Source organism: Lentzea sp. NPDC054927 (genome assembly GCF_053610285.1).
This window is the reverse complement of record NZ_JBSGXZ010000034.1, coordinates 66483-79164: the sequence shown is the minus strand read 5'-3', so window position 1 is coordinate 79164 and position 12682 is coordinate 66483. Positions and strand designations below refer to the sequence as shown.

Here is a 12682-nt window from a genome sequence, read left to right as displayed (position 1 = left end):
CAGGGGCCCTTCGCGTTCTAGGCTGACGTTCATGGAGATCGTCCTCGCGGTAGACCTCGGCACCACTGCCACCAAAGTCGTCGCAGTGGACGCGCAGGCTCGGGTGGTCGCTTCCACCGAACGCGCCTATCCCATGCGCACCAGCGGTCTCGAGGCCACACACGATCCGCAGCAGGTGCTCGACGCCGCGTTCGACGCGATCCGCGAGCTGGCCTCCGAGGATGTCCGCGCCATCGCGCTGACCGGTGCCATGCACTCGATCATGGGCCTGGACGCTGACCTGCGTCCGGTCACGGAGGCGTTGAGCTGGGCAGACAACCGCGCGGTGGAGCAGACCGAACGGTTGCGGGGCACCGACGAAGGCCGCGAACTGCACCGGGCGACCGGCGCCCCGATCCACTCGTTCACGCCGTTGATGAAGCTCGCCTGGTTCCACGAGAACGGTGTCCGCGCCGCGAAGTGGTGCGAGATCAAGGACTTCGTGCACCTGCACCTCACCGGCGAGCTGATCAACGAGCACTCGTCCGGCTCTGGCACGGGCCTGATGAACGTCCACACGCTCCAGTGGCACGAGCCGTCGCTGGAGTTCGCCGGCGTCACCGCGGACCAGCTCCCACCGCTGGTCGAGCCCACGCACTCCACGCCGTTGAAGGCCGAGATTCCCGGGCTGCGAAAGGGCATCCCGGTCATCGTCGGTGGCGGTGACGGGCCGCTCGGCAACCTCGGGGTCGGCGCGGCCACCCCCGGCGCCGGCGCGGTCTCGCTCGGCACGTCGGGTGCGCTCCGGGTGGCCCAGCAGGGGCCTGGCATCGACGACGAGGGCCGCACGTTCAGCTACGCCATCGCCGAGGGGCTGTGGGTCCGCGGCGGCGCGATCAGCAACGGCGGCGTGGTGGCGCAGTGGGCGTCCGAGACGTTCCACATTCCGGTCGGCGACCTGCTGGAACAAGCTGAGCAGGTCAACTCGGACGGACTGGTCGCGTTGCCGTACCTGCTCGGCGAACGGGCGCCGTGGTGGGATCCGACCGCGCACGCCGCGTTGCTGGGCCTGCGTCGCGAACACACGCCGCAGCAGATCACGAAAGCGCTGGTAGAGGGCGTGTGTCAGCAGCTCGCACTGGTGCTGGACGCGGTCCCGCACGTCGAGTCGCTGCGGATCACCGGTGGTGCGTTCCGCGCTCCGATCTGGGCGCAGACCCTGGCGAACACGCTCGGCATGCCGTTGCACCTCGCCGAGGACAGCGGTGGTTCGGCCGTGGGCGCGGCGCTGCTGGCGTGGCGGGCGCTGGGCGAGATCGAGTCGCTGACCGTCGACCTCGTGCGGCCGACGCGGACGATCACGCCGGACGAGGACGCGATCACGAGGTACGCGAAGGCGCGACCGTTCGTGGCGAAGGCGTACCGGGCGCTGGAGGAGCTGTACAGCGAGGGCACCGGCCCCAGAACGTGACCTCGGCGCGTTCGACGTGGAAACCGGCGAGCTCCATCGCCGGTTCGAAGACGCAGTCGACGTCCTCGACTCGGCCGCATTCGCGACACACGAGGTGGTCCAGGGCTGCCACGGCCATCACCTTAGTCCTGCGATCTTGAACACATCAAGAAAACGAAGGGTTAAACATTTTGCAGTCCGCGTGAGGATGAGGACGTGGATCTCGCCCCTTTCAAACACGTCCTCATGCTGCCCAGGGTTCGCTCTCTCGCACTGCTGATGTTCTTCGCGAGGATGCCTCCGGCGGCGACCGGCGTGATCCTCACGCTGCACGTCGCGGTCACCCTGGATCAGGGATACGGCGCGGCGGGACTGGTCGGGGCGGCGGGCACGATCGGCATGGGGCTGGGCGCTCCGCTGATGGGCAGGCTGATCGACGAACGCGGCCTGCGCGCGATGCTCACGATCAGCGTCACGGCCTCCGCGGCGTTCTGGCTCACCGCGCCGTTGATGGGCTACTGGACGTTGCTGTTCACCTCGTTCGGCGTGGGCCTGCTCGGCGTGCCGATGATGTCGATCGGACGGCAGGTCATCACCGCGCTCGTGCCGGAGAGCCAGCGCCGGGTCGCGTTGTCGGTCGACTCGATCTCCGTCGAGCTGTCGTTCATGGGCGGGCCGGCGCTCGGCGTGTTCGTCGCGACGAGGTTCTCCACGAACGCCGCGTTGCTGTTCATCGGCGCCTCGATCCTGATCACGGGCGTGCTGCTGTACTGGGCGAACCCGCCGGTGGTGCACGAGGACGAGGTCGTCGACGGGCCTCAGCCGAAGATCGTCGAGTGGATGCGTGGCCGGATCGTCGCCGTGCTGGTCGTGTGCGTCGGCGCGACCGTGTGCCTCGCGGGCATGGAGGTCTCGGCGATCGCGTCGCTCGAACACATCGGCAAGCAGAGCTGGCTGGGCGTGGTGTTCTTCGCGATGTGCGCGGCGTCGATCGTGGGCGGTTTGGTCTACGGCGGCGTGAAGAGGGTGCCCAGCGTGCTGGTGTTGCTGGTGCTCATGGCGGCCCTGGAGATTCCGGTGGGCCTGGGCGACGGCAACGTGCTGCTGCTCTGCCTGCTCCTCGTGCCGATGAACCTGATGTGCGCGCCGTTGATCGCGGCCGCGGGTGAGCACATCAGCAGGCTCGCGCCACCCACCGCCCGCGGCCTGGCGATGGGTCTGCAGGGGTCGGCGTTCACCGTCGGCGGCGCGATCGGCGCCCCGCTCGCCGGTGTCGCGGTCGACCACAGCGGCGCTCCGCTCGGGTTCGCGGTGGTCGGCGTCGTCGGACTGCTGGTCGCGGGAGTCGCCTGGCTGCTGGCCCGGCAGGGCAAACCGGTTGCCACCGGGGCGACGATGGCACCGTGAACCTCGCCCCGTTCAAACACGTCCTGGCGCTGCCCGGGGTACGGCCCCTGATGCTGCTGATGCTGTTCGCCAGGATCCCCCCGACGGCGGCGGGCGTCACGGTGACCCTGCACGTCGTCACCACGCTCGACAAGGGCTACGCGGCGGCCGGCGCCGTCGGTTTCGCGACGATGATCGGCCTCGGCTTCGGGTCCCCGCTGATGGGCAAGCTGGTCGACAGCAAGGGGCTGCGGATCACGCTGGCGCTGAGCCTGCTCGAAGGCGTCTTCTGGGTGACGGCGCCGCTGATGGACTACTACCTGCTGCTGGTGCTGGCGTTCGCAAACGGGCTGGTGGCGGTGCCGATGATGTCGATCGGCCGCCAAGCGCTCACCGCGCTCATCCCCGCGGCGCAGCGGCGGCCGGCGTTCTCGCTGGACTCGATCTCGGTCGAGCTGTCGTTCATGGTCGGGCCCGCGGCGGGCGTGCTGATCGCGACGAAGTTCTCGACCGCCACGGCGCTCATCGCGATCGGTGTGGCGATCCTGGTCGCCAGCGCGGTGCTGTTCGTGGTGAACCCGGTGCTGGTGCACGAGGACGAGGACGTCACCGGTCCTCAGCCCAAGGTGAAGGAGTGGTTGCGCGGACCGGTGATCGCGGCGTTGATCATCCCGTTCGGCGCCACGATGACGTTGTCCGGCATGGAGATCGCGTCGATCGCGTCGCTGGAACGCACGGGTCAGCAGAGCTGGCTCGGCCTGGTCTTCGTGGTGATGTGCGCGGCCTCGGCCCTCGGCGGGCTCGTCTACGGCAGCCTCAAACGGGTGCCGGGCGGGGTGGTGTTGCTGGCGGGCATGGCGTTGCTCGAGATCCCGGTCGGCCTCGGCGACGGCAGCGTGGCGTTGCTGGCCATCGCGCTCATCCCGATGAACCTGCTGTGCGCGCCGACCATCGCCGCCTCGACGGAGTTGATCAGCAAGCACGCGCCGGCCTCAGCGCGCGGGCTGGCGCTGGGACTGCAGGGTTCGGCCTTCACGTTCGGCGTCGCGGCAGGTCAGCCGCTGGCGGGGGTTGCCGTGGACCACAGCGGACCCCCGCTCGGCTTCGTCGTCGCGGGACTGGCCGGACTGGCCGTCGCCGGTCTCGGCTGGGTGTTCTCCCGCCAGAGCCGGTCCAGGCAGGATCAGGCGGTCTCCGCCACGTCCTGAGCGGAGTTGGCCAGCGCGAAGCCGGTCCGCAGCGCGCCGACGGCCTCGGACACGGCCTCGCGGAAGATCCCGCCGACGCCGAGCACGTTCGCGAAGCCGTGGAACAGTCCTTCGTGGCGCCGCAGCACGACCGGCACGCCCTCGGCGGCCAGGCGGTCGGCGAAGGCCTCGCCCTCGTCGCGCAACGGGTCGTAGCCCGCGGTCGCGATGTAGGTGGGCGGCAGCTTCGACAGGTCGTCGGCGAGCATGATCGACAACCGCGGGTCGTGGCGGTCCTGGCCACCGGCGCTGTACTGGTCGAGGAACCAGTCCATCTTCTCGTCGGTCAGGAAGAACCCGTTGCCGAAGATCTCCCGCGACCGGCGGCGCACCGACGCGTCCACACCGGGGTAGAAGAGCAGCAGGAACGCGATGTCTGTCTCGGCGCTGTGCGCGGTGACCGCGGCCAGGTTGCCACCCGCGCTGTCGCCGCCCAGCGCGATCCGGTTCGCGTCGATGCCCAGGTCCTCCGCCTTCGCCACGGCGTAGCGCAGCACCTCGGCCGCGTCCTCGACCGCCGCCGGGAACGGGTGCTCGGGGGCGAGCCGGTAGTCGGCCGCCAGCACGCGCACCCCGGCTTCCTTCGCGAGGAACCGGCACAGGTTGTCGTGGGTCTCCAGGCCACCGGTGACCCAGCCGCCACCGTGGTAGAAGATCAACAACGGCGAGCCGGTCGGGAGCAGCCGCGGCGTGTAGAGCCGACCGGCGAACTCGCCGATCGTGAGGTCGCGCGCGCCCACTCCGGTGATCTTCGGACCGGAGACGAGCTTCGAACTCAACTCCAGGTCTAGCCGGCTCTCGGACGCTGTCTTCGTGCGCCAGTCCGTCCCCGACAGATGTGCGAGCTTCAGCAGCAGCTGTGCTTCCGGGTGCAGGTACTGGCCATCCAGGTAGATCGGGTCACCGGCGATGAGTCGGCGCAACGGACCGGGGAGACCGAACGCGAAGCGCAGTGCACCGGCCAGTACGCCGGCCTGGAAGTTCGACATGTGTTGCAGGTTACTCGCGAGTACGGCTGGATCTCCAGGTATCTGGAGGTGGAAGGATCGATGTCATGACGGTGACGGTGGTGGGCATCGGGGGCTCGATCAGGTCCGACTCGCAGTCCGAGCGGGCGCTGCGGGTGGCGCTGGAGGGTGCTCGCGAACTCGGGGCGGAGACGATCCAGTACAGCGGCCCTGAGCTGGTGCTTCCCTTCTACGACCCGTCCGTGCCGGAGCGCACCGACGTCGCCCTGCGGATGGTCGAGGACCTGCGCAGGGCCGACGGCGTGATCCTCGTGTCGCCCGGCTACCACGGCACCGTGTCCGGTCTGGTCAAGAACGCCCTCGACTACATCGAGGACCTGCGCGACGACGACCGCCCGTACCTCGACGGCCGCGCGGTCGGCACCATCACCGCCGCGTACGGCTGGCAGGCCGCGGTGAACACGCTCGCGGCGGTCCGTTCGATCGTGCACGCGCTGCGCGGCTGGCCGACGCCGTTGGGTGCGGCGATCAACTCCGCGCAGGTGAAATTCGACGGCGATGGTGCCTGCTCAGACGCCGACGTGGACAGGAATCTCCGCGTCATCGGGCGCCAGGTCGCCGAGTTCGCGCTGCGTCAGGCGTCTCATCTGGACGTGAACTGAATCACGATCGGGCAGATAAGTCGTGCGCGATCCGTTCTAACCCGTGGGTAACAAAACCACTGACTCAAGGGAGAGCGGAATGGAAGCGCTGTACACGGCTGAGGCGACTGCTTACGGCGAAGGCCGCAACGGCGAGGTTCGTTCATCCGATGGTGTGATCGACGAGGTGCTGTCGGTCCCGAAGGAGATGGGCGGCCCCGGCGGCGACGCGACCAACCCCGAGCAGCTGTTCGCGGCCGGCTACGCGGCTTGCTTCAACTCCGCGCTCTCGGCCGTCGCGCGCGCCGGGAAGATTCAGGTCGCTTCTTCTGAGGTAACCGCCAAGGTGGGGATCGGCTCCAACGGCACGGGCGGCTTCCAGCTGACCGTCGCGCTCGCGGTGAACATCCCCGGACTCGACCAGGCGGTCGCGGAGAAGCTCGTCGAGCAGGCCCACCAGGTCTGCCCGTACTCCAACGCGACGCGCGGCAACATCGAGGTGGCGCTCACCGTCACCGTCTGAGGAGGCGCGTTCAACAATGGCCAAGAACCCGATCACCAGCCCGCTGTCCGACGCTGATCGCGATGCCGTCGGAACCGTGCTGCAGGCAACGCTCGTCGACCTCGTCGACCTGTCCCTGATCGGGAAGCAGGCGCACTGGAACGTGATCGGCAAGAACTTCCGCAGCGTCCACCTTCAGCTCGACGAACTGGTCGTCCTGGCGCGCAACGCCGCCGACCAGGTCGCCGAACGCGCGGCCGCCCTCGGCGTCACGCCGAACGGCACGGCGAAGACCATCGCCGCGTCGTCCGGCGTGCCCGAGATCGAGACCGGCTGGCTGAAGGAGGAACAGGTCGTCACCGCGATCACGTCCTCGCTGGGCAAGCTCATCGCCCGCATGCGCACCCGCATCGACGAGACCGACAAGCCGGACCTCGTCACCCAGGACCTGCTGATCGGCATCACGCAGGAACTGGAGCAGGCGCACTGGATGTGGCAGGCCCAGTCGGCCTAGTTCTCAGTGGGCCCGGTTCTCAGCCGGCCCAGCTCATGAGTTGACGGATGGCCCGTTCCTCGACGGAACGGGCCTCGTCGACTTTCTGGGCCAGTTCCTCGTAGTCGCCGCCCTTGGCGATCTCGGACCAGAGCTTCCCCGACTGCCGGAACTCCTGTGCGCCAGGCAGTCCCGCCTCGGTCAGGAACTCGGCGTAGAGCGGGCGAGTGGCACCCGGCGCCGTGAACTCGACCTCCAGGCAGTCGTGCAGCCGCTGCCGCACGAAGCCGGGATCGTCGGCCCACCGCTGGGCCCAGCCCTTCTTCCCCTTGTCGCGCAACTGTTCCGCGAGCTTGCGCATACCGGAGAAGCCGAAGTTCACGTCGAAGTTGTTGCCCAGCACCGGCCCCGTGAGGTGCTCACACGTCATCCGCACGGCCGCGGCCACGTCGGGCTCGCCCGTCCGTTCACCGACGCTGATCATCTCGTGCTTGCCCTGCCCCCAGCTCGCCATGAACTCGCTGAGCGACTGGGTGTTGGTGCCGTGGTTGTGCACCGTGACCGCGTCGTCGTCGACGCCGAGCACGCCGACGGGGTGCTTCTCCTTGCCCAGCAAGCAGATCACCGGCCCGTCAGCTGATCGCAGCTGCTGTTCGGCCTTGCGCGCGGACGTGGTGGACGTGACGTCGTGGGCGATGCCCGCATGCTGCAGCGCGGTAGGGATGAACGGCGCAGGGTGGTGCCGCGCGACGATGGTCATCGTGGGCGCGTGCCCCTTGTACTCGAACACGAAGTACATGAACCCGATGCCACCTGCGAGCCCGGCCAGCATCGCCTCGGACCACTCGTCGTCGAGCATCTCCCGCAACAGCCACGAATCGTGCATCTGACCGGCGGGTCGGGCGTCCTTGAGCACGTGCCTGCGCGCGGTGGTGTACGACTCGCCGGTGCGCTCCATCCGGGCGCGAACCAGGCGCTTGAACGACTTCTGCTCGGTCATGGCGTTGCCTCTCGCGGACGCGCCGGAGCCGTTCCCCACGCCTTGCTCGTGCTCGTCCGGGCTGCGTTCGTGCACACGACAGACAACGACCGACCGGCGCCGGGAGGACAGGAGTCCCCTTTGCCTCCGCGACGCCGGTCAGCGTGGGTGACCGATCAGGAGGTGAGGCGCTCGGCAGCGCCGTCACCCATCCTACTTCGGTCGCTGGCTCAGCGGGGAGTGACGACCTGTGCCTCACGCGGCGCGAAGGGCGGGTAGGCGGACCGGTCCACCTGCCAGCCGCCGTCGGCCCGGCTCATCTTGCCCACCCTGACCACGACGTCGGGATTGATCGTGCTCATGAACATCACCCCGTCGTTCTCGGTGATCTCGCCAGGCCCTCCAGGCGTGAAGAACAGGTGGCCGGTCGGCAGGTACGTGAGCTTGCCGGGGACACCGGCGTGCTGCGTGCGCACCTCGCCGTGAGCCGCCCAGGTGGCGGCGGTGATGTCGACCAGGCCAGAGACGTCCGTGACCACGCCGAGAAGCCTGTGCTGCTCCAGGACCAGGTCCCCGGCCACCGGCGTCCCGCGGTCGATGGTGGCCGTGCCGTCGGCGTACCTGACCGTGCCGACCCGCGTCGACGGCCGGTCGTGGACTCCGGTGGCCGGCCACATCTGCGCCTCGGTGGATCCCATGGTGGTGATCATGCTGTTCCACGCGCCGGTGCCGCGTGGCATGACCTGCCAGAACGTCTGGCTGGGCCTGGTCACCCTGATGCCGCCGACGGAAGACACGACATGCGCGCTGGGCACTCCCGGCGCCGAGAGCGCGAAGGCGAGGCTGCCTCCGTCCGGGAACGGCAGGTCGGCGGGGTCCGGGTTGGTGGCGACGAAACCGACGGCCGTCGCTCGTTCCACCGGGAAGTTCAGCGCTCGCACGAACAACCGGTCGCCGGACGGGGTGCCGGTCGTGACAGGACTGGACACGAACGCGACGACCGGCCGGTCGTCAGCCGTGTGTCCGAACAAGGTCACCTGCACGACGTTCGGCGACGACAACCGTTCGGCGTGCAGTGGCATCACGTCGCCGTCCGGGACTCCCGTGTCGCGCCAGACCTGCTCGGCGCGGGCCAGCAGCGCCTCGTCGCCTGCCAGCCCGCCCCGCAACGGCCACTCGTCGAAGTGCTGGTCCGGTTCGTGGGTCGCCTGGTAGATCGCGACGACCACGCTCACGACCAGCAGTCCGGTCACGGCGACAACGGCGATCGCCGCTTTCCACAGCGATCGCCGTGCTGTCCGCCAACGATCCATCTCGGCTGCCCCCAGCTGCCTCGCTACTTCGCCAGATGCCGCCGAGCGAAGTCCACCTCGGCCGCCGTCTGCCGCATCGTCTCGGCGACGACCAACGAGCCGTGGCCCGCGTCGTAGCGGTACATCTCGTAGGCGTGCCCGCGGCCCGCGAGCGCGTCGAGGTAGTTGTCGATCTGCCGGATCGGGCAGCGCGGGTCGTTCTCGCCCGCGAGGATCAGCACCGGCGCGGTGACCTGGTCGACGTACGTGAGTGGCGAGCACTCCTTGTACAGCTCCGGCAGTTCCTCCGGCGAGCCGCCGAACAGCGCGCGGTCGAACGCCCGCAGCGGTTCCATCTCGTCCTCGTACGCGGCGAAGTAGTCCGCCACCGGGACGCCCGCGATGCCGACGGTCCAGCGTTCCGGCTGCACGCCGATGCCGAGCAGGGTCAGGTAGCCGCCCCACGACGCGCCGCTGAGGACCGACTTGGAAGCGTCGGTGAGCCCGGACTCGATCGCCCAGTCGTGCACGGCGGCGATGTCCTCGAGCTCGGTGAGGCCCGGCCTGCCCTCGATGGCGTCACGCCACTTCGAGCCGTAGCCGCTGGAGCCGCGGTAGTTCACGTGCACGGTGGCGAACCCGGCGTCCAGCCAGACCGCGCGGTAGGCGGAGAAGCGGTCCTCGTCGGACGAGTGCGGGCCGCCGTGGATCAGGAAGACCGTGGGGAACGGGCCCTCGCCCTCGGGCTTCGAGACCATCGCGTGGACGTCGCCGACGAACACGTCCTTGAGCTTCGCCGAGGTCGCGGGCTTGGCGCCCTGCGGCTCGACCAGCACGCGCTCGGTGCCGTCGGTGGCCAGTGCGCGGATCACCGTGGACTTCTCGGCGGACGACCACGAGTACTCGACGGTGCCGTCCGGCCGCACGCCCGCCGAACCGATCACGCCGGGCGCGGTGTCCAGAGTGGACAGTTCACCGGTCGCGAGGTCGTAGCGGTGCACGGTGTTGCGCGCGTGGTGGGTGTGCACGATCAGCAGCGCGCTGGCGTCCGGGTACCAGTCGGCGGCGACCTCGCCCGGCAGGTCGAGGACGATCTCCCGTTCGGTGTCGGCGGCGACGTCCCAGATCAGCAGCTCCTCGCGGCCACGGCGCTCGTGCAGCACCAGCAGTCGCTGGTCGCCGCGCACCGGGCTGAACGAGATGGCGTCGAGGCCCTTGCCCTTGCCGTCCCACTTCTCGGCCCTGGTCTCACCGGTGTCGGCGTTGAGCGCGCGCAGGGCCATGTGCCGGTTGTCGCCGTGCTCGGAGTGCGCGATCACGACCAGCGACTCGTCCTTGGCCAGCGCGGTGACGCCGGCGTCGTTGACGTGCTGGTAGATGACCTCGGCCGTGCCGTTGCGGGCCAGCCACACGGTGGTGCCGTCGTCGGTCGAGGCGGCCACCGCCGTCACGGTGCGGCCGATCTCCAGACCGGCGGGGTAGCCGGGCGTCACGCTGCTGACCGCCGGTTCGGCCTTGCTGCCGTCAGCGTCGAACGGCTCGCGCACCCAGACACCGAACTCGTCGCCGTCGTGGTCGTCGAACCACCAGATCTCGGTGCCGTCCGGGTTCAGCGTGGCGTGCGACGTGCCGTTCGGCCGGTCGGTGACCTTGCGGTGCTCGTCCTTCGCCCGGTCCCAGGCGTAGATCTCCCACACGCCACTCGCGTTGGAGACGTACAGCGTGTGGTCCGGTGCGTCGTCGGCCCAGCCGGGCAGGCTCATCCGCGGAGCGGTGAACCGCTCGCGCCACCGGGCCTCGGCAGCCGGATCGTCAAAAAGCTGTTCCGGAACGTTGGGAGAAGGGTGCGTGGTCACGTCCCAACACTAGAGTCAGACGTCGTTCTAGGGGGATTCCAGATGACACAACCACCACAGTGGGGTGCGCCGCCACCAGCGCGGCCGCCGTACCCACCACCCGGCCCACCACAGGGCCACCCGCACCAGTCACCTCCGATGTATCAGCAGCAGCAACAGCCCTGGCCCGGCTGGCTGCCGCCGAAGCCGCTGCACCTCACGATCCTGGCGATCCTGAACTGGGTGCTCGCGATCGGACTGCTGGCCATCGCCGCGTTCGTGCTGCTGAGCTTCCTGATGTCCGGTGCCACCCTGATCGTCGGCATCCTGCTGGCGGCCGTCGTCGCCGGGTTCGGAGTGCTGAACGCCCTGGGCGCGCTCTCGGTCAACCACCCGTACTTCCCGAACACGGCCGCCTCGCAGCTGGCGGGCATCTTCACCGCGCTGGTGCTGGCGGTGGCGCTGTTCCGTTCGGTCAGCCGGGGCGTCGCCGAGCTCGTGCCGTCGATGGCGTCGGCCCTGCTGCTGGCGATCTGCCTCTTCAGCCTGGTCCTCGCGTCCCGCCCGGCCGTGAAGCGCTGGATCGTCGCGAAGCACCAGCTCTCGCTGGCGCAGGGACACGTGCCGCGGAACCGCCGATGACCTCCTTCGAGCTGGCCCAGGTCAACATCTCGCGGCTGCTGGAACCGTTGGACAGCCCGCTGCTCAAGGACTTCGTCGACGCCCTCGACCCGGTCAACGCGGTCGCGGACGCCGCACCCGGCTTCCGCTGGCGGCTGCAGGGCGAGGCGGGCGACGCGACCGCGATCCGCGTCTTCGACGACGACTGGCTGATCGTGAACATGTCCGTGTGGGAGTCGCCGGAGACGTTGCTGGCCTACGTCTACGGCGACGCCCACCGGGCCGTGCTGCGCGGCCAGCGCCAGTGGTTCCACCACCCGGTCGAGGCGATGACCGCGCTGTGGTGGGTGCCCGCCGGCCACCGGCCCCCGGTCGCGGAAGCCGAGGAACGGTTGGTGCACCTGCGTTCGCACGGGCCGTCGTCTTATGTGTTCACGCTGAAGCAGACCTACGGCGCGACGTCCGCGTAACTGGTGCCGAGCTTGGCGTTGTTGAGCCAGGCCGTGGCGCGCCCGCTGTTGGGACCCGAGCGGTAGACACCCCACTTGGTGTTGACGTGCGTGCCCCACAGCGTGGCGCCGGCATAGCGCTTCTGGCCGTTGTCGAACGTCTGCTGCACGCCGTTGCGGTACAGCTCGACCCAGCCGTCGTTGCCGCGGCTGAGCCTGAAGCCGATCACCCAGTCGTTCCACTGCCCGGTCGGGAACGGCACGGTCCAGATGTGCTTGCTGCCACCGCTGGGCGCGGTGAGCTGGAAGTGCAACTTGCCGTCGCCGAGGGTGCGCAGGACGAACGGCCCGGACTTGGGCTGCGACCCGCTCGCCCCGGAAATGTGCAGCTGGTAGACGGCGATCCAGTGCCCGCCGTTGGGGTTGACGTCCCACTTCGCCCGCCAGCCGAAGTAGAACGTCTTGCCGACATCCGCCGTGCCTATCCGGTAGGGCGAACCGTTCTTGCGCATGCCCCGGCTCTCGCAGCGCTCCTTGCCGTCGGACCAGTCCCAGGTCTCGTACTTGATCGACGGCCCGTACGTCGGGTCGGTAGCCGTGGTGATGCTGCCGGGATCGCGCTCCAGCCCGTCGAACACGGCCGCCGGTCCCTTGGCCGGATCCGCCTCCCACAGCACCGATGCCTGCGCTTGCGCCGGACTGATCAGCATCGCGGTGAGTGCGGCTGCGAGCGCCCAATGTGCGCGCATCAGATCTCCTCCTGTGCAACGCCCGCGGCGAAGGCATAGATCGGATGTCTGCGGCGTGATTAGCACGGTATCGGCGATCAATTGATCGCAC

Annotated in this window: 13 protein-coding genes; 8 read left to right on the top strand and 5 right to left on the bottom strand. The window is 69.2% G+C overall.

Annotation, left to right across the window (positions count from 1 at the left end; genetic code table 11):
- The first annotated feature begins 31 nt into the window (after nt 1-31).
- From ACWGE0_RS33325 to ACWGE0_RS33315, 3 genes are all read left to right on the top strand, one after another.
- Nucleotides 32-1450 (top strand): gluconokinase, encoded by a 1419-nt coding sequence (locus ACWGE0_RS33325; protein ID WP_452264875.1) that lies wholly within the window; start codon nt 32-34, stop codon nt 1448-1450.
- A gap of 195 nt (nt 1451-1645) precedes the next feature.
- Nucleotides 1646-2836, top strand: coding sequence for an MFS transporter (locus ACWGE0_RS33320; protein ID WP_452264874.1), 1191 nt, complete (start codon nt 1646-1648; stop codon nt 2834-2836).
- Nucleotides 2833-4023 (top strand): MFS transporter, encoded by a 1191-nt coding sequence (locus ACWGE0_RS33315; protein ID WP_452264873.1) that lies wholly within the window; start codon nt 2833-2835, stop codon nt 4021-4023. Before ACWGE0_RS33320 ends, ACWGE0_RS33315 begins: the two co-directional genes overlap by 4 nt.
- On the opposite strand, the gene ACWGE0_RS33310 is transcribed toward ACWGE0_RS33315, so the two are convergent.
- The gene (locus ACWGE0_RS33310; RefSeq protein ID WP_452264872.1) at nt 3999-5051 is read right to left on the bottom strand and encodes an alpha/beta hydrolase; all 1053 of its coding nucleotides are present in this window, start codon (nt 5049-5051) and stop codon (nt 3999-4001) included. The two genes, ACWGE0_RS33315 and ACWGE0_RS33310, sit on opposite strands and share 25 nt — an antisense overlap.
- A gap of 65 nt (nt 5052-5116) precedes the next feature.
- On the opposite strand from ACWGE0_RS33310, the gene ACWGE0_RS33305 reads away from it, so the two are divergent.
- The 3 genes from ACWGE0_RS33305 (at nt 5117) to ACWGE0_RS33295 (ending at nt 6687) form a co-directional block, all read left to right on the top strand.
- A complete protein-coding gene (locus tag ACWGE0_RS33305) occupies nt 5117-5692 on the top strand; it encodes an NADPH-dependent FMN reductase (protein WP_452264871.1) in 576 nt (191 codons plus the stop codon).
- A 79-nt stretch (nt 5693-5771) separates the two neighbouring features.
- A complete protein-coding gene (locus ACWGE0_RS33300; RefSeq protein WP_319968971.1) occupies nt 5772-6194 on the top strand; it encodes an organic hydroperoxide resistance protein in 423 nt (140 codons plus the stop codon).
- A 16-nt stretch (nt 6195-6210) separates the two neighbouring features.
- A complete protein-coding gene (locus tag ACWGE0_RS33295) occupies nt 6211-6687 on the top strand; it encodes a Dps family protein (RefSeq protein ID WP_319968970.1) in 477 nt (158 codons plus the stop codon).
- A gap of 19 nt (nt 6688-6706) precedes the next feature.
- On the opposite strand, the gene ACWGE0_RS33290 is transcribed toward ACWGE0_RS33295, so the two are convergent.
- The 3 genes from ACWGE0_RS33290 to ACWGE0_RS33280 form a co-directional block, all read right to left on the bottom strand.
- Entirely contained in the window at nt 6707-7741 is a 1035-nt protein-coding gene (locus ACWGE0_RS33290) for a BtrH N-terminal domain-containing protein (protein ID WP_452264870.1), read from the bottom strand.
- Between the two features lie 134 nt (nt 7742-7875).
- On the bottom strand, nt 7876-8958 hold the full coding sequence (locus tag ACWGE0_RS33285) for a hypothetical protein (RefSeq protein WP_452264869.1): 1083 nt from the start codon (nt 8956-8958) through the stop codon (nt 7876-7878).
- A 23-nt stretch (nt 8959-8981) separates the two neighbouring features.
- Nucleotides 8982-10793 carry a prolyl oligopeptidase family serine peptidase gene (locus ACWGE0_RS33280; protein WP_452264868.1) on the bottom strand — a complete coding sequence of 604 codons (1812 nt, stop codon included), beginning with the start codon at nt 10791-10793 and terminating at the stop codon, nt 8982-8984.
- A gap of 138 nt (nt 10794-10931) precedes the next feature.
- Between ACWGE0_RS33280 and ACWGE0_RS33275 the strand changes: the two genes are divergently transcribed.
- Together ACWGE0_RS33275 and ACWGE0_RS33270 are read left to right on the top strand one after the other, a co-directional pair.
- Complete coding sequence (locus tag ACWGE0_RS33275) at nt 10932-11414, top strand: hypothetical protein (protein ID WP_452264867.1); 483 nt, start codon at nt 10932-10934, stop codon at nt 11412-11414.
- Nucleotides 11411-11863, top strand: coding sequence for a DUF3291 domain-containing protein (locus tag ACWGE0_RS33270; RefSeq protein ID WP_452264866.1), 453 nt, complete (start codon nt 11411-11413; stop codon nt 11861-11863). Before ACWGE0_RS33275 ends, ACWGE0_RS33270 begins: the two co-directional genes overlap by 4 nt.
- On the opposite strand, the gene ACWGE0_RS33265 is transcribed toward ACWGE0_RS33270, so the two are convergent.
- Entirely contained in the window at nt 11842-12591 is a 750-nt protein-coding gene (locus tag ACWGE0_RS33265) for a heparin lyase I family protein (RefSeq protein WP_452264865.1), read from the bottom strand. The two genes, ACWGE0_RS33270 and ACWGE0_RS33265, sit on opposite strands and share 22 nt — an antisense overlap.
- Nucleotides 12592-12682 lie beyond the last annotated feature (91 nt).

Excerpts from the sequence above, each read along its gene's own strand:
- ACWGE0_RS33305 (WP_452264871.1), top strand. The coding sequence starts at position 5,117 with ATGACGGTGACGGTGGTGGGCATCGGGGGCTCGATCAGGTCCGACTCG.
- ACWGE0_RS33325 (WP_452264875.1), top strand. The coding sequence starts at position 32 with ATGGAGATCGTCCTCGCGGTAGACCTCGGCACCACTGCCACCAAAGTC.
- ACWGE0_RS33265 (WP_452264865.1), bottom strand. The coding sequence starts at position 12,591 with ATGCGCGCACATTGGGCGCTCGCAGCCGCACTCACCGCGATGCTGATC.
- ACWGE0_RS33275 (WP_452264867.1), top strand. The coding sequence starts at position 10,932 with ATGTATCAGCAGCAGCAACAGCCCTGGCCCGGCTGGCTGCCGCCGAAG.
- ACWGE0_RS33295 (WP_319968970.1), top strand. The coding sequence starts at position 6,211 with ATGGCCAAGAACCCGATCACCAGCCCGCTGTCCGACGCTGATCGCGAT.
- ACWGE0_RS33270 (WP_452264866.1), top strand. The coding sequence starts at position 11,411 with ATGACCTCCTTCGAGCTGGCCCAGGTCAACATCTCGCGGCTGCTGGAA.
- ACWGE0_RS33285 (WP_452264869.1), bottom strand. The coding sequence starts at position 8,958 with ATGGATCGTTGGCGGACAGCACGGCGATCGCTGTGGAAAGCGGCGATC.
- ACWGE0_RS33310 (WP_452264872.1), bottom strand. The coding sequence starts at position 5,051 with ATGTCGAACTTCCAGGCCGGCGTACTGGCCGGTGCACTGCGCTTCGCG.
- ACWGE0_RS33300 (WP_319968971.1), top strand. The coding sequence starts at position 5,772 with ATGGAAGCGCTGTACACGGCTGAGGCGACTGCTTACGGCGAAGGCCGC.